16 protein-coding genes are annotated in these 18939 nt (G+C 70.2%); 3 read left to right on the forward strand and 13 right to left on the reverse strand.

All coding sequences use genetic code 11. The features are described from left to right. Positions 1 to 46 precede the first annotated feature (46 nt). The 6 genes from BJY22_RS30515 to BJY22_RS30540 form a co-directional block, all read right to left on the reverse strand. Positions 47 to 1735 carry an ABC transporter ATP-binding protein gene (locus BJY22_RS30515; RefSeq protein ID WP_337759495.1) on the reverse strand — a complete coding sequence of 563 codons (1689 nt, stop codon included), beginning with the start codon at positions 1733 to 1735 and terminating at the stop codon, positions 47 to 49. 138 nt (positions 1736 to 1873) lie between these two features. Next, positions 1874 to 3256, reverse strand: coding sequence for an FAD-binding oxidoreductase (locus BJY22_RS30520; protein ID WP_167213561.1), 1383 nt, complete (start codon positions 3254 to 3256; stop codon positions 1874 to 1876). Positions 3257 to 3331: 75 nt separating this feature from the next. Beyond that, on the reverse strand, positions 3332 to 4645 hold the full coding sequence (locus tag BJY22_RS30525) for an insulinase family protein (RefSeq protein WP_167213564.1): 1314 nt from the start codon (positions 4643 to 4645) through the stop codon (positions 3332 to 3334). Beyond that, entirely contained in the window at positions 4642 to 6870 is a 2229-nt protein-coding gene (locus BJY22_RS30530) for a polyribonucleotide nucleotidyltransferase (RefSeq protein ID WP_167218864.1), read from the reverse strand. Before BJY22_RS30530 ends, BJY22_RS30525 begins: the two co-directional genes overlap by 4 nt. Before the next feature lie 283 nt (positions 6871 to 7153). Continuing rightward, entirely contained in the window at positions 7154 to 7426 is a 273-nt protein-coding gene (gene rpsO, locus BJY22_RS30535; RefSeq protein WP_167213566.1) for a 30S ribosomal protein S15, read from the reverse strand. A 116-nt stretch (positions 7427 to 7542) separates the two neighbouring features. Next, positions 7543 to 8505, reverse strand: coding sequence for a bifunctional riboflavin kinase/FAD synthetase (locus BJY22_RS30540; RefSeq protein ID WP_167213569.1), 963 nt, complete (start codon positions 8503 to 8505; stop codon positions 7543 to 7545). 118 nt (positions 8506 to 8623) lie between these two features. On the opposite strand from BJY22_RS30540, the gene BJY22_RS30545 reads away from it, so the two are divergent. Then, positions 8624 to 9673 (forward strand): GDSL-type esterase/lipase family protein, encoded by a 1050-nt coding sequence (locus BJY22_RS30545; protein WP_167213572.1) that lies wholly within the window; start codon positions 8624 to 8626, stop codon positions 9671 to 9673. Between the two features lie 40 nt (positions 9674 to 9713). On the opposite strand, the gene BJY22_RS30550 is transcribed toward BJY22_RS30545, so the two are convergent. Next, positions 9714 to 10634, reverse strand: coding sequence for an NAD-dependent protein deacetylase (locus tag BJY22_RS30550; protein ID WP_167213575.1), 921 nt, complete (start codon positions 10632 to 10634; stop codon positions 9714 to 9716). A gap of 36 nt (positions 10635 to 10670) precedes the next feature. Further along, positions 10671 to 11102, reverse strand: a complete 432-nt coding sequence (locus BJY22_RS30555; protein ID WP_167213578.1) for a hypothetical protein — start codon at positions 11100 to 11102, stop codon at positions 10671 to 10673. Between the two features lie 193 nt (positions 11103 to 11295). Here BJY22_RS30555 and BJY22_RS30560 point away from each other — a divergent pair, with 193 nt between their 5' ends. Both BJY22_RS30560 and BJY22_RS30565 read left to right on the forward strand, forming a co-directional pair. Then, a complete protein-coding gene (locus tag BJY22_RS30560) occupies positions 11296 to 11685 on the forward strand; it encodes a YciI family protein (RefSeq protein ID WP_167213580.1) in 390 nt (129 codons plus the stop codon). Then, positions 11682 to 12941 carry a sigma-70 family RNA polymerase sigma factor gene (locus BJY22_RS30565; protein ID WP_167213582.1) on the forward strand — a complete coding sequence of 420 codons (1260 nt, stop codon included), beginning with the start codon at positions 11682 to 11684 and terminating at the stop codon, positions 12939 to 12941. The genes BJY22_RS30560 and BJY22_RS30565 overlap by 4 nt, the downstream gene beginning before the upstream one ends. Here BJY22_RS30565 and BJY22_RS30570 read toward each other — a convergent pair. The 5 genes from BJY22_RS30570 to BJY22_RS30590 all read right to left on the reverse strand — a co-directional run bounded on the left by BJY22_RS30570 (position 12936) and on the right by BJY22_RS30590 (position 18935). Further along, positions 12936 to 13775 carry an LLM class flavin-dependent oxidoreductase gene (locus BJY22_RS30570; RefSeq protein WP_167213584.1) on the reverse strand — a complete coding sequence of 280 codons (840 nt, stop codon included), beginning with the start codon at positions 13773 to 13775 and terminating at the stop codon, positions 12936 to 12938. The genes BJY22_RS30565 and BJY22_RS30570 overlap by 6 nt on opposite strands. 36 nt (positions 13776 to 13811) lie before the next feature. Next, positions 13812 to 14708: a tRNA pseudouridine(55) synthase TruB gene (gene truB / locus BJY22_RS30575; RefSeq protein ID WP_167213587.1), complete on the reverse strand. Its 897-nt coding sequence runs from the start codon at positions 14706 to 14708 to the stop codon at positions 13812 to 13814. Between the two features lie 14 nt (positions 14709 to 14722). Continuing rightward, complete coding sequence (gene rbfA / locus BJY22_RS30580) at positions 14723 to 15160, reverse strand: 30S ribosome-binding factor RbfA (RefSeq protein WP_202891328.1); 438 nt, start codon at positions 15158 to 15160, stop codon at positions 14723 to 14725. 108 nt (positions 15161 to 15268) lie between these two features. Beyond that, positions 15269 to 18457, reverse strand: coding sequence for a translation initiation factor IF-2 (gene infB / locus BJY22_RS30585; protein WP_167213590.1), 3189 nt, complete (start codon positions 18455 to 18457; stop codon positions 15269 to 15271). A 181-nt stretch (positions 18458 to 18638) separates the two neighbouring features. Further along, positions 18639 to 18935, reverse strand: coding sequence for a DUF448 domain-containing protein (locus tag BJY22_RS30590; protein WP_167213593.1), 297 nt, complete (start codon positions 18933 to 18935; stop codon positions 18639 to 18641). Between the last annotated feature and the right edge of the window lie 4 nt (positions 18936 to 18939).

The following is an 18939-nucleotide window of genomic DNA, read 5'->3' on the forward strand; positions in this document are numbered from 1 at the left end:
CAGATCCGCTGTGTGCGTTGAGTGTTCAGCACACTCCTCCGGGTCATCACTCGTGCTGCGCCGCGAACAATCGCGCGAACCGGCCGTCCGGTCGGGCCATCAGCTCGTCGTACGTGCCCTGCTGGATCACTGTGCCGTTCTCGATGACGTAGATGCGGTCCATGGCGCGCAGCGTCCAGGCCCGGTGGGAGACGACGATGGTGATGCGGGTGGCGCTGGTACGGCGGAGTTCGGTGAAGATCTCCTGTTCGGCCTCCGCGTCGATCGCCGACGTGGGTTCGTCGAGGATCCAGACGCCGGCGTTCCGCAGCCGGATGCGGGCCAGTGCGAGTCGTTGCCATTGGCCGCCGGAGATGCCGGTGCCGCCCCACTGCTGACCGAGTCGGGTGTCCAACGGGAGGTTCGCGGCGAACGTACCGGCCAGCGCGGCGCGGACCTCCTGGTCGGTGACGGCGTACGGCGCTCCGAGGGCGACGGTGTCGCGGAGGGTGAACTCGAAGCGGCCGAACTCCTGCACCAGCAGGCCGAAGTGCCCGAGCCGTTCGGTCTCGGTCATGGTCGCGGCGTCGACGCCGTCGATCAGCACCCGGCCGCACTCCGGGCGCAACGTGCCGACCAGCAGGTTGATCGCGGTCGACTTCCCGGCGCCGTTCACGCCGACCACGGCGACGAGCTCACCGCGACGCGCGGCGATGGACACGTTGCACAGCGTCGGGGCGGCGGCGTCCGGGTAGCTGAAGCTGACGTTGTCCAGGGCAACGGACTCGACGCGTGGTACGACGGCTCGCGGTCCGCTCTCCGGAACGCCGTGGACGAACCGCCGGTAGATCGCCGCCTGCGGAGCGGCGGTGATGATACTGCCGAACGCGTACCCGCATTGGCGGATCGCGTTGAGCCCGGTGATGGTGCCGGCCACCGCCGCGGCCGCCGCTCCCCCGGACGCGCCGCCGAGCACCAGCGCGATCAAGGCGCCGCCGAACAGCAGGACGGTCGCCAGCGCCGCGCCCAGCTCGTACACCATCGCCGTACGGACCATCCGGTCGAGGACCCGGGTCCCTCGAGCGCGGCTGTCGGCGATCAGCTCGGCAACCTTCCATCCCGATCCGAGCACCGCCAGCTCGGTCCCCGGGCGTTGCTGGATCAGCTGCTCGGTCGCGTACGCCGCTGTGCGCTCGTGCCCACCCACCTGCGGCCAGCCCTTCGCCTCCATCCGCGCGATCAACGTGAACGCGAGAACGGTCGGGACCAGCGCGGCGAGCACCAGCAGCCCCGCCAGCAGGTTGATCGACGAGATCGTGACGCACAGCACGACAGACGTGACCGCCGCACTGAAGACCTGGACCGGCTTCCCGGCGACGTCACTCATCGGGTGCGTCGCGGTCTGACTGGCCTCGAGGTCTCCGACCACCTCGGGCTCGGCCAGCCGGCTCGGACTCAGCCGAGCCGCCGCCCGGGCCAGCTCGACCCGCAGGGCGAGCCGAAGCCGCAGCATCATCCGCTGCCCGGCGGCGTTCGACACCTGGGTCAGCGGATACATCGACCCGACCACCACGGTCAGGCCGAGCAGCGCTCCCCACGGGTCGTCCGCCTCGACCAGGTCGCGGATCAGCACGACCTGCGCACCCGGCAGGATCGCCAGCAGGAGTTGGAGAAACGAGTACGTCGCGAGCCGTCCCGGAGTGATCCGGACGGCGTCGCTCAACGATTCACGGGCAGTACGAAACGCCTCGAGCACGATGATTCCTCTTCACGCAGAGCAGGCCGGAGCCGCGCCGGGGACCCGGCGCCGCTCACGTCGGCCGTCAAGTGCGTGCGATCCCGTGGTGAAGAGATCCAGAGGCAGATCACGTGGTGACGTGTTCGAACCAACCTATCAGTGGGGTGGGATGTTCTGGTTCAGCTGGAAGAGGTTGCCCGGGTCGTACTTCCGCTTGAGGTCCTTGAGCCGGTCGTACGTCGAGGCGCCGTACGCGGACCGGATCCGGTCCTCGCCCTCGTCGGTGAGGAAGTTCACGTAGGCGCCGACCTGGTGCGGTTCGATCGCCCGCCAGGAGTCCCGGACCCATTCGCGCTCCGCGGCGAATCCGTCCTGACCCGTGGTCGCGCCGACGAAGTTGAACGTGTGGCCGCTCGAGCGGTCGCCGAACGCCATGCTGTCCGCCGGCACCCGGGAGATCGCGCCACCGAGGTGGAAGATCGGGTACGACGTCAGCGGTGAGCTGATCGCCAGACCGCGCGCAGCGGCGATGTCGACGACGTCGTCCGACAGCTCGGCGACGTCACAGGAACGCATGTAGTACCACCAGCCGTGCGGGAAGCTGGGGTCGAACATCGCCTGATGGGCAACGAACGGCTTCGGCAGGCACAGGTCCAGCAGCGGTGGCGCGAAGGCCTTCAGCGGCGCGATCACCTGCTCCCCGTCCTCGACCGCACCCGCGTAACAGGCGACAACCACGACGACAGGGCGGCCGTGGAACTCGGCCGGGATCGCCGGCAGGGCCGGGATCCAGCGGTGGATGACCGCGGTGGTGAGTTCGTCGGGGATGTCGGTGATCCAGTCGCGGTAGAAGCGCAGGAGCTCCGGCGACTGCTCCATCGGCCACATGATCGGGCCGGCGTAGACGATCGGCCCGACCGGGTGCAGCTGGAACTCGAACTCGGTGACGATGCCGAAGTTCCCGCCGCCACCCCGGATCCCCCAGAACAGGTCGGCGTTGACGTCTTCGCTCGCGGTGACCAGCTCGCCCTCGGCGGTGACCAGGTCGACGGACAGCAGGTTGTCGATGCTCAACCCGTACTTGCGCATCAGCCAGCCGATCCCACCGCCCAGCGTGAGCCCGGCGACGCCGGTGTGGGTCACGATGCCGGACGGCGCGGCGAGCCCGAACGCCTGGGTCTCACGGTCGAGTTCTCCGAGCAGCACACCAGCCTGCGCCCGGGCGGTACGCCGTACCGGATCGACCCGGATGCCCTTCAAGGGCGCCAGGTCCAGCAGGATCCCCCCGTCACAGGTCGAGTGCCCCGGGAAGCTGTGGCCGCCGCCGCGGACCGCCACCGGCCCACCGGTACGCCGAGCGAACGCGAGCGCGGCCCGGATGTCGGCGACCCCGGTGCAGCGAGCGATCAGGCCCGGCCGACGGTCGATCGACCCGTTCCAGACCTTCCGCAGCTCGTCGTACGACGGCTCCCCCGGATGAACCAGCTCCCCGCGGAAGTCTTCCCCCAGTGCCTGAATCTCCGAAGTAATCGTGCTCATGACCAACTCCCGGCCGCCCCTCCCCCAGGCCCCTTTCGGCCAGTCTGCGCCTGCTGCCCGGGGCTGTCGAGGTGCTCAGAGCGTGAAAGTGGCGCTGTCCTCGTCGAACGGGCCCATCACGGTCAGGGCCGGAGCTCCCGCATACAGGTCTGCGGCGAGGGCGGTGACGTCGTCCAGGGTGACGGAGTCGATGCGGTGCAGGATCTCGTCCACTGTGGGGAGTTCGCCGTAGACGAGCTCGGCCTTGGCGATCCGGGTCATCTTGGCGCCGGTGTCCTCCAGGCCCATCACCACCGAGCCGCGCATCTGGCCCTTGCCGCGGAGCAGTTCGTCGGGGGTGATGTTGCCTCGGGCAATCGCCTCGAGCTCGCCGCGGATCACGTCCAGCACCTCGGGGGCCTTCTTCGGCAGGCAGCCCGCGTACACGCCGACCATGCCGGAGTCGGCGTACGCCGAACCGAACGTGAACACCGAATACGCCAGGCCGCGCTTCTCCCGCACCTCCTGGAACAACCGCGACGACATCCCGCCGCCGACGATCCCGTGCAGGACACCGGCGATGTACCGGCGCTCGTCGCTCCGGGGCAGTCCGGGCATCCCGAGCACCAGATGCGCCTGCTCGACGTCGCGGTGATGGACTTGCACGCCGCTGTACGTCGGAACGGGCTTGGCGGATCCACGACGTACGGGAGCCGGCTCGGCCTCGGCCGTCACCCAATGGCGCTCGAACGCCTTACGGACCAGGCGGACCACGTCCGCGTGGTCGACGTTGCCGGCCACCGACACCACGATGTTCGACGGCTTGTAGCGGCGCCGGTACCAGCCCGCGACCTGCTGGCGGGACAGCCCGGCGACCGATTCCGGCGTACCGGTGATCGAGCGACCGAGCGGGGACTTGCCCCACAGCTGCTCGGCGAACAGGTCGTGGATGTGGTCCGACGTCTCGTCGGCGTGCATCGCGATCTCTTCGTCGATGACGTCGCGTTCACTCTCCACGTCCGCGCTGGTGAGTGTGGCGGAGGTGATCATGTCGCAGATGACGTCGACCGCGAGCGGCAGGTCGGAGTCCAGCACCCGCGCGTAGTAGCAGGTGTACTCCTTGCCGGTGAACGCGTTCATCTCGCCGCCGACCGCGTCGATCGAGGCGGAGATCTCCAGCGCGTCGCGGCGCTCGGTGCCCTTGAACAGCAGGTGTTCGAGGAAATGCGTCGCACCGGCCAGCTGCTCCGGCTCGTCGCGGGAGCCGACGCCGACCCACAGGCCGAACGTGACCGAGCGGAAGCCCGGTACCGACTGGGAGAGCACGCGAAGCCCGGAGGGCAGGACGGTCCGTTTGACCGGACCGCCCGCCTCCGGGCTCAGCAGCGTGCTGGTGATCGCTCGGGTCACTCCGCCGAGGACTCAGCCTTCGTGTCGTCGGCCTTCTTCTCGCCCTCTTCACCCTCGATGACCGGGATCAGCGAGAGCTTGCCGCGGTCGTCGATCTCGGCGATCTCGACCTGCAGCTTCTGGCCGACCGACAGCACGTCCTCGACCGCCTCGACGCGCTTGCCACCGGCCAGCGGACGCAGCTTCGAGATGTGCAGCAGACCGTCCTTGCCCGGCAGCAGGCTGATGAACGCACCGAAGTTGGTCGTCTTCACGACCGTACCCAGGTAGCGCTCGCCCTTCTCCGGCATCGTCGGGTTCGCGATCGCGTTGATCGCGGCCCGGGCGGCCTCGGCACTCGGGCCGTCGGTCGCGCCGATGTACACCGTGCCGTCGTCCTCGATCGAGATGTCGGCGCCGGTGTCCTCGGTGATCTGGTTGATCATCTTGCCCTTCGGGCCGATGACCTCGCCGATCTTGTCGACCGGGACCTTCACCGAGATGACCCGCGGCGCGAACTCGCTCATCTCACCCGGCGCGTCGATGGCCTTGGCCATCACGTCCAGGATCGTCAGGCGGGCGTCCTTGGCCTGCTTCAGGGCCGCACCCAGCACGCTGGCCGGGATACCGTCCAGCTTGGTGTCCAGCTGCAGCGCGGTGACGAAGTCCTTCGTTCCGGCGACCTTGAAGTCCATGTCGCCGAACGCGTCCTCCGCGCCCAGGATGTCGGTCAGCGCGACGTACTCGGTCTCGCCGTCGACCTCGCCGGAGATCAGGCCCATCGCGATACCGGCGACCGGGGCCTTCAGCGGCACACCGGCGTTCAGCAGCGACAGCGTCGAGGCGCAGACCGAACCCATCGAGGTCGAACCGTTCGACCCGAGGGCCTCGGAGACCTGACGGATCGCGTACGGGAAGTCCTCGCGCGACGGCAGCACCGGCACCAGGGCCCGCTCGGCCAGCGCGCCGTGACCGATCTCGCGGCGCTTCGGCGAACCCACCCGGCCGGTCTCACCGGTCGAGTACGGCGGGAAGTTGTAGTTGTGCATGTACCGCTTGCGGGTCTCCGGGGAGAGCGTGTCGAGCTGCTGCTCCATGCGGAGCATGTTCAGCGTGCTGACACCCATGATCTGGGTCTCGCCACGCTCGAACAGCGCCGAGCCGTGCACCCGCGGGAGCACGCCGATCTGGGCCTTCAGCGGCCGGATGTCGGTCAGACCGCGGCCGTCGATGCGGACCTTCTCCTTCAGCACCCGCTGCCGGACCAGCTTCTTGGTCAGCGAGCGGAACGCCGCGGACAGCTCCTTCTCGCGGCCCTCGAAGTCGGCGGCGAGCTTGTCCACGGTGGCGGCCTTGACCGCGTCGGTGGCGTCCTCACGCTCGTGCTTGCCGGCGATGGTGAGCGCCTGCGACAGCTCCTCGGTGGCGGCGGCCTCGACCGCGGCGTAGGCGTCCTCGGCGTAGTCCGGGAACACCGGGAACTCGGCGGTCGGCTTCGCGGCCCGCGCGGCCAGGTCGGCCTGCGCCTCGACCAGGGTCTTGATGAAGCCCTTGGCGGCCTCCAGGCCCTCGGCGACGATCTCCTCGGTCGGCGCCTGGGTGCCGCTCGCGACGGCCTCGAAGGTGCCCGGGGTGGACTCCGCCTCGACCATCATGATCGCGACGTCACCGGCGTCGGTGACCCGCCCCGCGACCACCATGTCGAAGACCGCGTCCTCGAGCTCGGTGTGGGTCGGGAACGCCACCCACTGGCCCTCGATCAGCGCGACGCGGACGCCGCCGATCGGGCCGGAGAACGGCAGGCCGGCCAGCTGGGTCGACATCGACGCCGCGTTGATCGCGAGCACGTCGTACAGCTTGTCCGGGTTCAGCGCCAGGACGGTGATGACGACCTGGATCTCGTTCCGCAGGCCGGACACGAACGACGGCCGCAGCGGGCGGTCGATCAGCCGGCAGGTCAGGATGGCCTCTTCGGACGGCCGGCCCTCGCGGCGGAAGAACGAGCCGGGGATCCGGCCCGCGGCGTACATCCGCTCCTCGACGTCCACCGTCAACGGGAAGAAGTCGAACTGGTCCTTGGGCTTCTTGCTGGCCGTGGTGGCCGACAGCACCATCGTGTCGCCGTCGAGGTACGCGGCGGCCGAACCGGCAGCCTGCTGGGCCAGGCGGCCCGTCTCGAAGCGGATGGTGCGGTTGCCGAAGCTGCCGTTGTCCAGCACGGCCTCGGCGAATTCGGTGCCCTCCATGGGCGTACCGGTGGATCCCGTCACGGGATACCCCTCTCTCACAGTGTGACGACTGCGAGGCGCGAGCTTCCGGGGTGCCGGTCTTCGATCGAGGCCCGCGGGTGTGATCACCCGAAAGCCACTACCGAGGACCGGTCGTCCTCCCGCCACGCGCTTCGCGTCGCCTCGTTACGTCTTACGTGGTTCCGATATTCACTTTTCTGTATTCAATTGTGTCTGGCACGCCGGGGCGTGGATACGCCAGGAGCGGCCACCCGGGTATCGGGGGCCGCTCCTCGCGACGTCATCGGCGAAGGCCGAGCCGCTCGATCAGGGACCGGTAGCGGTTGATGTCCTTCTTCGCCAGGTAGTTCAGCAGCCGGCGGCGCTGACCGACGAGCAGCAGCAGGCCACGACGGCTGTGGTGGTCGTGCTTGTGCTCCTTGAGGTGCTCGGTCAGGTGGCTGATCCGGTGGGTCAGCAGCGCGACCTGGACCTCGGGGGACCCGGTGTCACCCTCGGTCAGGGCGTATTCACCCATGATCTGCTTCTTCGTTGCGGCATCAACAGATGACACAGGATTCCTCTCGATTTCCGTTGCGCGGCGCACCGGGGCATTCTTCACCCGAGCACTCTCGGTCCGCGGCCGTTCAGACGGCAGCAGCCAGCGTATCAGTCCGTGGACGGCGTGCCCTAATCAGTGCCTAGCAGGCGGCGTGCCCCGTCGACGTCGGCCTTCATCTGGACGAGCAGCTCGTCGATCGTGTCGAACCGGATCTGCGTACCGCGCAGCCGAGCGACGAAGTCGATCGCGATCTCGGCGCCGTACAGCTCGAGGTCGTCGCGGTCCAGCACGTACGACTCGACCCGGCGGTCCACGCCGTCGAAGGTCGGGTTGCTGCCGACGCTGATCGCCGCGGGCAGCGGGTCCGGGTACGCCGGGGCGCCGGGCGCCGGCGTCAGCACGGTGAGCCAGCCGGCGTACACGCCGTCCTGCGGGACCGCGGCCCCCGGGTCCGCCGGGATGTTCGCGGTCGGGTACCCGAGCTCGCGGCCGCGCTTGTCGCCCTCGACGACCACACCGGTGACCCGCAGCGGCCGGCCGAGCGCTTCCGCGGCCGCCTCCACGTCACCGTCGGCCAGACGGCTGCGGATGTACGTCGACGACCAGGGCTGCTCCTCCCCCGCCAGGCTGAGCCCCTCGACCTGGAAGCCGTACTGCGTTCCGGCCTCGACGAGCGTGTCGACGTGACCGGCCGCCTTGTGACCGAAGCGGAAGTTCTCACCGACGACGACCGCCTTGGCGTGCAACGCGTTCACGAGGACGTGCTCGATGAACTCCTCCGGCGGCCAGGCCGACACCTCCTTGGTGAACGGGAGGATGAGCACCGCGTCGGCACCGTGCCGACCGAGCAGCTCGGCCCGCTGCTCGGGCTTGCTGAGCATCAGCGGCGCGTGGTCCGGCCGCAGGACCCGCATCGGGTGCGGGTCGAAGGTCAGCGCGACCACCGGCAGACCGCCCAGCTCCGCCGCTCGCGCCCGGGCATGCGCGAGCACCTCCTGGTGACCGCGGTGCACGCCGTCGAAGTTGCCGATGGTGACGACCGCCGGCCCGAACTCCGGGCCCACCTCGTCCAATCCGTGCCAGACACGCATGACAGCAGGATTCCATGCCCGCCGCGAATTGCCTGCACCAGGTCACCGATCACCCCTTGTAATCGGGCAGTGACTCAACTTAGGGTGGGCGGCGCACTGGTGAGCCTGGGGAGGTCTCGTGAAGCTACGCCGTCTGGTTGCCGCCTGCGCGGCGCTCGCGCTAGCGGCCGGTCTGCCCGCCGCCAACGCCGCCGGCGCCACAACCACCGCCGCAACCACCGCCACAACCACGGCCACAGTCACGCCGGCTTTCACGAAGTACGTCGCGCTCGGCGACTCGTACACGTCGGCCCCGTTCGTCCCGCTGGCCGACCTGCTGTCGCTCGGGTGCGCGCGCTCGTACAGCAACTACCCGAAGATGCTCGCCGCGGCGCTGCGGGTGCAGCGCTTCACCGACGTCAGCTGCGGCGGCGCCGACACCACGAACATGACGCAGCCGCAGAGCACGGCGCTCGGCACGGCCGCGCCGCAGTTCGACGCGCTGACCGCGGACACTGACCTCGTCACGCTCGGAATCGGCGGGAACGACTTCGGCGTGTTCGGCGACATCATCGGCACCTGCCCCGGGCTGCGGGCCTCGGACCCGACGGGCGCCCCGTGCAAGGCGCACTTCACCGTCGACGGCGTGGACACGCTGAAGGCCAAGATCACGCAGACGCAGACCCGGATCGCGATCGTCGTCCAGGGCATCCGGGCACGGTCGCCGCAGGCAACGATCCTGCTGATCGGGTACCCCAAGATCGCGCCGGAGCACGGTACGTGCCCGTCGATCCTGCCGTTCGCGGACGGCGACTACGCGTACCTGTACGCCATCGAGGAGGCGCTGAACGCGGCCGTCGCGGCAGCAGCCGCGGCCGGCGGGGCGACGTACGTCGACACCTTCACGCCGTCGACCGGGCACGACGCGTGCGCGCCGGACGGACAGGCCTGGATCCAGGGCAAGGACATCAATCTGCTGCGGGCGCTGAACTACCACCCGCGCTACGAGGGACAGGCCGGTGTCGCGTCCCTCACCTACAAGACGCTGACCGGTGCACCTGCCGTCGTCACCGCCGCCGAGCAGGCGGCTTGGGCGACCGAGGCTCGGGCACTCGCCAAGAAGGCGGCGGCGTCACCTCAGGCCGTGAAGGCCTCCCTGAACCGCGTACGGACCAGCGCGCAACGCTGACCCTTTCCAATCCGTACCGCGGACCCCGGGCCGGGCCACCTCACGCGTGGCTCGGCCCGGTGGTTTCTGCCACCAGCTCTGTCACCAGCTCTGCCGCCACCTCGGTGAGCGCCCGGCCGAGCGGGAGGTTGACCCGGTGCGTCGCGTACGGGTCGCCACGGGTCACGCCCTGGTTGACGATGAGCACCGGCGTACCGGACTTGGCGGCGTGCCGGACGAAGCGGAAGCCGGACATCACGGTCAGGGACGACCCGAGGACGAGGACGGCGTTCGCGTCGTCGATGAGCCGGTAGCAGCGCTCGACGCGGTTCCTCGGGACGTTCTCGCCGAAGAACACCACGTCGGGTTTGAGGACGCCGCCGCAGACCGTGCACGCCACGACGGTGAACGTGCGGACGATGTCGTCGGGGAGCTCGACGTCGCCGTCGGGGTTGATCCGGGTCGCCTCCGCGGTGAAGGCCTGGTTGGCCGCCCGCAGGCGCCGGTCGAGGACTTCGCGGGCGGACGTCCTACCGCAGCCGAGGCAAAGGATGCGATCCAGGTTGCCGTGCAGCTCGACGACGTCGCGGGCGCCGGCCGCCTGGTGCAGGCCGTCGACGTTCTGGGTGATGACGCCGCTGAGGTAGCCGCGGGCCTGGAGGGCGGCGACGGCACGGTGGCCGTCGTTCGGCTCGGCGCGCGCGATGGTCCGCCAGCCGAGGTGGCTGCGCGCCCAGTACCGCTGCCGCGCCTCCGCGCTCGCCGTGAAGTCGCCGTACGTCATCGGGGTATGCGTCCGCAGGCTCCCGGTCTCGCCGCGGTAGTCCGGGATCCCCGATTCGGTCGAGATCCCGGCGCCACTCAGTACGACGACGCGCCCGGCGGCCACTACCTGCGCCACCGGGCCGATGTCTGTCGCACCTGGCTCCAACGCGAGCACGTCGGGCCCGGGGGCCCACTCCAACGTCGGACGAGAACGCACCACTCCAGGGTAGCTACCGACGCACGGGGTCGCCCGTCAGTCCGTGACGCGGGTCGAGACGGAGTGGTAGCCGCCTCCACCCGGGTAGACCCAGTCGCCGGCGAGGGTGTTGCCGCCGTCGGTGAAGGTGCCGCGGAAGTACGCCGGGCTGCCCTTGGCGCCACCCCAGATCGTGAGTGTGTCGCCGTCCGGCTCGTAGACGTAGTCGAGGGTGTTCCCGGTCGAGTCGTAGAACCGCGACCACACCTCCGCGCTGGCGGGTTCGCCGAACGGCCGCAGGTTGCCGATCACCTCGAACCCTGTGATCTCCTGCCCGTACTGCCGCAGTTCGACGTGCTGGAGCAGGAAAAACCGGCCGGCCATCCACTCGTACCGCACAGTGCCCTCGACGCCGCCGGTCACCGTCCAGGTGCCGATCAGGCGGTCCAGCGCCTGCAGGTCGTTGCTCGGCTGAATGTTCTCGTTCATTGTCGTCTCCTCGGAGCTCGGTGGGATGAAGTTGCCGCTACCTCGGAGGCACCCACCCGCTCTCGACAGACCTTCGATGTGACCTGAGTCACATAGATGCGCCGTCGAGAACTCCCTGCCGGTCACGAGGTGGCAGCGGTACGACGGACCTGTTCACGTCATACCGTTCGATAGCCACCGAGGAGGAATCACAGTGAAGTACCTGTTGCTCAGCTACACGCCGGCCGCCGCATGGGACGCCGCGACCGCGGAGACGCCGTCCGAGGACGCGCTCGCCGCGTTCGCGTTCTACCAGACCTACGAGCAGGAACTGCGGGCTTCCGGGGAGTTCGTCACCAGTGAGGGGCTCGGCCATCCGGTGGTCAGCACGACGGTTCGCAAGGGCACGGACGGCGTGGTCGCCACCGACGGCGTGGTCGCCACCGACGGCCCGTTCGCCGAACTCAAGGAGGTGCTGGCCAGCTTCGCGGTGATCGACGTCGCCAGCCACGAGCGCGCGATCGAGATCGCCGGCCGGATCGTCGAGGTGCTCGGCGAACCGATCGAGATCCGCCCGATCATGGGCGACGACTTCGGCGCGTGAACCGGCCGAGCGAACACGTCGAGCACCTGCTGCGCACCGAGGCGCCGCAGGTGCTCGGCGCGCTGGTCCGGCGGTTCGGCCGCTTCGAGATCGCCGAGGACGCCGTCCAGGAGGCCCTGCTCGCGGCCACCCGCGCCTGGGCAGACGGCGTACCGGAGAACCCGCGGAGCTGGCTGATCCGGATCGGCTACCGGCGGATGGTCGACCTGCTCCGCTCCGACCAGGCGCGGCGCCGCCGTGAGCAGGAGGCCGAACTCGCCGAGCCGGTCCACCGCGGCTCGTCTTCGCCCCCGTCTGCGATCGACGACAGCCTCACGCTGTTGCTGCTGTGCTGCCATCCAGCGCTCCCCGCGACCAGCCAGGTGGCGCTCACCCTGCGCGCGGTCGGCGGTCTGACGACGGCGGAGATCGCCCACGCGTACGGCGCCACCGAGAACACCATGGGCACGCGGATCAGCCGCGCCAAACAACAGCTCGCCCGCGCCGGCGCGCGCTTCACCGCACCGACCGACGACGACCGCACCGACCGCATCGCCGCCGTGATGCGGGTGCTGTACCTGATCTTCAACGAGGGCTACACCGCGAGCGCCGGTAACGCCCTGACCCGCGTCGACCTGACCCACGAGGCGATCCGCCTCACCCGGCTACTGCTGGACACCCTGCCGGCCGACGACCCTCTGCACTCCGAGGCGACTGGCCTGCTCGCCTTGATGCTGCTCACCGAGTCCCGGCGTTCGGCGCGGACCGGACCCGCCGGCCAACTCGTGCCGCTCGAAGAGCAGGACCGCACCCGATGGGACGCCGAGCTGGTGCGCGAAGGCACCGAGCTGATCGACAGCGTCTGGCAGCAGGGCGAACCAGGCCAGTACCAACTCCAAGCCGCGATCGCGGCCACCCATGCGGCCGGTGACACCGACTGGGCGCAGATCGCCGTCCTCTACCTGTGGCTGGAGCGTCTCACGCCCACCGCACCTGTCCGCCTCAGCCGAGTCGTCGCCGTAGCCCAGGCCTACGGCCCGACCCGCGGCCTCGCCCTGCTCGACGACCTCAACAGTCGCCACGGCCTGGACCAGGAACCACTGACCCGCCAGCGTGAACGCGCCGTCCGCGCCCATCTCGTCGAGCTGACCGGTGACGCCGCCCGGGCCGCTGCCCTCTACCGCGAAGCAGCCGAACTGACCGAGAACCAGGTCGAGCAGCGCTACCTGCGCGAGCGCGCCGACCGCGCAGAACGCCCCGGCTCGCACGAGTCATGAGACGCGAGGCGGTCCGGCCGTGATGCGGGCTTCCGCGGTACGGCGTACCTCGGCCGGATTCATCGACGACCAGTCGGCCTCGATCCACCACGTGGCACCGGCATCCGCCCACCGCCGGACCTTGTCCGAGCCTGTCCCATCGGAGGCTGTGGTGCCTTCGACGACGATGTCGTAGCCGTCCATCGACAGGTCGTGGGCGGCGCGCTCCCGGCGGATCCACTCGACGCCCTCCGCCACGACCTCCGGTGTCATCTCACCGTCGCCGACGTACGCCGGCAGCCAGCCGTCCTGCAGCGCGGCCCGGCGCATCGACTTCGGTCGCGGCCAGCCGCCCACGACCCAGGTCGGGACCCGTGGCCGCTGCACGGGAGGCGGTGGAGCGGGCGGCATCAGGTCGGGGATCTTGCGGGACCGGTAGTGCTTCCCGGAGTACTCGAACGGTTCGTCGCGCCACAGGTACGGCAGCATCTCCAACGACTCGTCCATGAGCTCCGCGCGCACCTTCCGCCCCGGATCGTCCTCGAACAGCCAGAACCGGTCCTCCCCCGTCACCCCCAGCCCCACCGAGAGGATCACCCGCCCGTTGCTGAGGTTGTCCACGGTCGAGACCTGTCCGGCCACGTCCCATGGTTTGCGGCGCGGCAGCGGCGTGAGCATCGTGCCCAGCCGGATCCGCTCCGTCGTCATCGCCGCGGCCCCGAGCATCACCCAGGCGTCGATCCCCCAGATCGACTCCCAGACGAAGAACCCGTCCCAGCCGTGCCGTTCCGCGATCACCGCCAACTCGGCCGCGTCGCGCGCGTCGCCGTACGCCATCACGAACCCGTATTTCATGCCTCGGCACGCTACGCCGGGGCACCGACAGTTTTGTCAGCCGACGAAGACCGCGGTGGGTTTGGCGACCGGGCCGTGGGGTTCGTAGAGGGCCAGGAAGGTGCCGTCCGGGGCGAACATCGCGGTCTGCCCAGGCGGCAGGTTCAGGCCCGGGAGCGGGCGCCCGGTGCGGATCGCCGCGGCCTCGGCCTCGTCGGCGTCGTACCGCGGGAAGGTGCCGGCGGCAACGTCCGCGATCGGCAGCCAGTCGAACGACTTGGCCAGCGACTCCAGCGAATGCGCCGATGACAGGTCGAAGGACCCCACGCGGGTACGGCGGAGCGCGGTCAGGTGACCGCCGACGCCCAGCTCGGCGCCGAGGTCGCGGGCCAAGGCGCGGATGTACGTCCCGCTGGAGCAGTCCACCGAGACGTCCACGGAGATCCCGCCGGCCTCCGGGCGGACGTCGAGGATGTCGTAGCGCGACACGGTCACCGCGCGGGCCTTGAGCGCGACCTCCTCGCCGGCCCGCACCCGCGCGTACGCGCGCCGGCCGTCGACCTTGATCGCCGAGACCTGCGACGGCACCTGCGAGATCTCACCCCGGAACCCCTCGACGGCCGCCGAGATCGCCTCCGCGGTCACGCCGTCGACCGGTGCGGTCGCCACGATCTCGCCCTCGGCGTCGTCGGTCGTCGTGGTCGCGCCGAGGCGGATGGTCGCGTCGTACGACTTGTCCGCCAGTTGCAGGTGGCCGAGCAACCGCGTCGCGCGGTTCAGTCCGGCGATCAGGACGCCGGTCGCCATCGGATCCAGCGTGCCGGCGTGCCCGACCTTGCGGGTGCCGGCGAGCTTGCGGATCCGGGCGACGACGGTGTGCGAGGTCATGCCGGCCGGCTTGTCGACGACCACGATCCCGTCGGAAGCCGGCGTGAAGGCCGGGGTCGACTCCATGCTCAACGCAGTACTCAGTCCTGCTCGTCCTCGTCGTCGTCCTTGTGCTTGTACGGATCCGCGTCGCCGGCCGGCTTGGCGCCCGCGGCGGCCTTGGCCACCTCGGCGTCGGCCATCCTGGCCTTCTCGAGCAGCTCCTCGATGTGCCCGGCGCTCTCCGGGACGGCGTCCAGGAAGAACTCGACGCTCGGGGTGTGCCGCAGGCCGAGGGCCTTGCCGACCTCGCTGCGGATCAGGCCCTTCGCCGATTCCAGCGCGGCCGCGGTCGACGCGCGGTCCTGCTCGTCGCCGTACACCGTATAGAAGACGCTGGCTTCGCGCAGGTCGCCGGTCAGGCGGGCGTCGGTGACCGTGACGAACCCGAGCCGCGGGTCCTTGACCCGGCGCTCGAGCAGCTCCGCGACAAGCACCTGGATCCGGTCGGCCAACTGCTTCGCCCTTGCTTCACCCATCAGGGCTCACTCCCTCATTCACGAGCAACGTCCGGAGAGAACACGGTCTCTCCGGACGCTACTCCTCGGTGACCCGAGGCGGGTCACCACCTGTCTGTCACCTGACTGTCAGCTGCGCGGCTTCTCGCGGAGCTCGAACGCCTCGACGATGTCGCCGATCTTGATGTCGTTGTAGTTGTTGACGGTCAGACCGCACTCGAAGCCCTCGCGGACCTCGGCTGCGTCGTCCTTGAACCTCTTCAGCGACGACAGTTCGGTGTTGTCGACGACCACCGCGCCGTCCCGGATCAACCGGACCTTGGCGTTGCGGCGGATCAGGCCGCTGGTCACCCAGCAACCGGCGATGTTGCCCACCTTCGAGGAGCGGAAGATCTCCCGGATCTCCGCCTGGCCGAGGGTGACCTCCTCGTAGATCGGCTTGAGCATGCCCTTCAGGGCGGCCTCGATGTCGTCGATCGCCGAGTAGATGACCGAGTAGTACCGGACATCCACGCCTTCGCGCTCGGCCAGGTCACCGGCCTTGCCCGCCGGCCGCACGTTGAAGCCGATGATGACGGCGTTCGACGCGATGGCCAGGTTGACGTCGTTCTCGTTGATCGCACCGACACCGCGGTCGATGATCCGCAGGTTCACCTCGTCGCCGACCTCGATCCGGACCAGCGCGTCCTCGAGCGCCTCGACCGAACCGGACACGTCGCCCTTGAGGATCAGCAGCAGCTCCTGGCTCTCGCCCTTCTCCATCGAGGCCATGAAGTCCTCGAGGGTACGGCGGGCGCGACGCTTGGCGTTCGCGGCCGCACGGGCGCGGGCTTCCCGCTTCTCGGCGATCTGCCGTGCCCTGCGGTCGTCCTCGACCACCAGGAACTTGTCACCGGCACCCGGCACCGCGGTCAGACCGAGGACCAGGACCGGACGCGACGGGGTCGCCTCCTCGACGTTGTTGCCGTGCTCGTCGAGCATGGCCCGGACCCGGCCGTACGCCGGACCGACCACCATCGAGTCGCCGACCCGGAGCGTGCCGCGCTGCACCAGCACGGTCGCCACCGGACCACGGCCCTTGTCGAGGTTCGCCTCGATCGCGATGCCCTCGGCGTGCATGGCCGGGTTGGCCCGCAGGTCGAGTGCCGCGTCCGCGGTCAGCACGACGCCCTCGAGGAGGCCCTCGATGTTGATCCGGGACTTGGCCGAGACGTCGACGAACATCGTGTCGCCGCCGTACTCCTCGGGGACCAGGCCGTACTCGGTCAGCTGACCGCGCACCTTGGCCGGGTCCGCGCTCGGGACGTCGATCTTGTTGACCGCGACCACGATCGGGACACCCGCCGCACGGGCGTGGTTCAGCGCCTCGATCGTCTGCGGCATCACGCCGTCGTCGGCCGCGACCACCAGGATGACGATGTCGGTGGCCTGCGCACCACGGGCACGCATGGCGGTAAACGCCTCGTGACCCGGGGTGTCGACGAAGGTGATCGCCCGCTGCTCGCCGTCGACCTCGGTGGTCACCTGGTACGCACCGATGTGCTGGGTGATACCGCCGGCTTCCTTGGCCACGACGTTCGCCATCCGGATCGCGTCCAGCAGCTTCGTCTTACCGTGGTCGACGTGACCCATGACGGTCACCACCGGCGGCCGCGGAGCCAGGTCGCTCTCGTCACCCTCGTCGTTGCCGAAGTCGATGTCGAACGACTGCAGCAGCTCGCGGTCCTCGTCCTCCGGCGAGACGATCTGGACGTCGTAGTTCAGCTCGGTGCCGAGCAGCTCCAGCGTCTCCTCGTTCACCGACTGGGTCGCGGTCACCATCTCACCGAGGTGGAACAGCACCTGGACCAGCGACGCCGGGTCGACTCCGACCTTCTCGGCGAAGTCCGTCAGCGACGCACCGCGCGGCAGCTTCACGACCTCGCCGTCACCGTGCTTGACGCGGACGCCGCCGACCGCCGGGGCCTGCATGTTGTCGAATTCCTGGCGCTTGGCCCGCTTCGACTTGCGGCCACGACGCGCCGGACCGCCCGGACGCCCGAAGGCACCCTGCGTCCCGCCACGACCGCGGTTGCCCGGACCCGGACGGCCACCGCCGCCACCGGGCGGGCCGCTCGGGCCGCCGCCACCCGGACGGAAGCCGCCGCCACCGCCGCCGCCACCACCGCTGCGCGGACCGGCACCCGGGCCACCGCCCGGACGGCCGCGACCGCCACCACCGGGACCGCCGGAGCCGCCGCTCGGGCGTCCGGTGAAGGTGCCCGCGGAGGACTTCGGCATCATCGCCGGGTTGGGGCGCGGAGCGCCGGGAACGCCGCCCGGACGCGGCCGGTCGCCGCCACCACTACGCTCGCCGCCGCCACGACCCTGCGGCGGGCGCGGCGCCATACCGGCCGGGCTCGGGGCCTGCCGGTCGGAACCGCCACCACCCGGGCCGGGGCGCGGTCCACCGCGCTGCATGCCCTGGGTCGAGCTGAACGGGTTGTTGCCCGGACGCGGCGCACCCGGACGCGGACCGCCGCCACCCTGGCCGCCCTGACGGGGCGCACCGGGACGCGGGGCACCCGGACGGGGCGCACCCGGACGCGGACCGCCGCCACCCGGACGCGGGCCGGAGCCCTGGCTGCCCGGACGCGGGCTCGCACCCGGCGTCGCCGGACGCGGACCCGGACGGCCGCCGGAGTCGCCGCCCGTACGACGCGGCGCGGGCGCCGGAGCCGACGGGGTCTGGGCCGACGGGGCCTGGGCGGCCGGGGCCTGAGCCTCGGGAGCCGCCTTGGCGGCCGGAGCCTCGAACGCCGGCGTCGACGGAGCCGGGGTCTCGGCCTTCGCCGCCGGTGCGGACTCGGCCGGGGCCGGCTCCTGGCGCGGACCCGGCTTCGGGCCCGGTCGCGGACCCGGCTTGATCCCCGGGGCCGGCGCGGCCTTCGCCGGAGCGGCCTCGGTCGCCGGGGACTCGGTCACCGGAGCCTTGGCCGCCGGAGCCGCCTGGGTCTCCGGGGCAGGGGTGGTCTCAGCGGCCGGCGCAGGGCGCTCGGCCGGAGCCTTCGGGGTTGCCGGCTGCGCCGGCTTGGGTGCCGCGGGGGCGACCGGTGCGGTCGCCTGGGGCGCGGCGGACGTGCTGGCGGCAGCCTTCTTGGCCGCACGCTTCTTCGGCGGGTTCTTCTCGAACTCCTCCGCCAACCTCCGGACGACAGGTGCCTCGATCGTCGAGGATGCCGACCGGACGAACTCGCCCATGTCGTTCAGTCTGGTCAGAACGACCTTGCTGGTAACTCCGAGCTCCTTCGCGAGCTCGTAGACCCGGACCTTTGCCACTACTCTCCCTCTGGTCCGAGCCTGGGCGCGGACCGTTAGTTGACGTACGTGCTCATCGCTTTGCACTCATCGGTAGACACTCATCGAGTGGTCATGAGTCGATGACCCGCCTTCATGTCGGTCACGGACGGTCCGGTCGGACCGCCGCGGACGGCCGGGTTGGCCGCCTTTCTGCTTGTTCTTACCTATCACGCTGCGCGACGTACTCCCGCAGCCCGGTCACGTCGAGCGGCCCAGGGACCCGGTAGGCCCGTGGGAACGCCTTGCGCCGGACGGCGAGGTCGAAACACTCGATCGTGGGGTGCAGGTGCGCCCCGCGGCCGGGTGCCCGACGATCGGGATCCGGGAGGACCAGCTGTTTGCCTGGCTCTCCAGAAACCGTCATCCGCAGCAGGTCAGTCGGACTGGACCGCTTCCGGCACCCGATACAGGTGCGCTCCCTTGGCTTGCCAAGGCGCGCGTCTGTAGCAACTGTCACGTGT

Origin of the sequence: Kribbella shirazensis, assembly GCF_011761605.1 — a bacterium.
Lineage (GTDB): Bacteria > Actinomycetota > Actinomycetes > Propionibacteriales > Kribbellaceae > Kribbella > Kribbella shirazensis.

Coding starts and splice junctions, on each gene's coding strand:
- BJY22_RS30520 (WP_167213561.1), bottom strand. CDS start 3,256: ATGAGCACGATTACTTCGGAGATTCAGGCACTGGGGGAAGACTTCCGC.
- BJY22_RS30530 (WP_167218864.1), bottom strand. CDS start 6,870: ATGGAGGGCACCGAATTCGCCGAGGCCGTGCTGGACAACGGCAGCTTC.
- BJY22_RS30540 (WP_167213569.1), bottom strand. CDS start 8,505: ATGCGTGTCTGGCACGGATTGGACGAGGTGGGCCCGGAGTTCGGGCCG.
- BJY22_RS30555 (WP_167213578.1), bottom strand. CDS start 11,102: ATGAACGAGAACATTCAGCCGAGCAACGACCTGCAGGCGCTGGACCGC.
- BJY22_RS30570 (WP_167213584.1), bottom strand. CDS start 13,775: ATGAAATACGGGTTCGTGATGGCGTACGGCGACGCGCGCGACGCGGCC.
- truB (WP_167213587.1), bottom strand. CDS start 14,708: ATGGAGTCGACCCCGGCCTTCACGCCGGCTTCCGACGGGATCGTGGTC.
- rbfA (WP_202891328.1), bottom strand. CDS start 15,160: ATGGGTGAAGCAAGGGCGAAGCAGTTGGCCGACCGGATCCAGGTGCTT.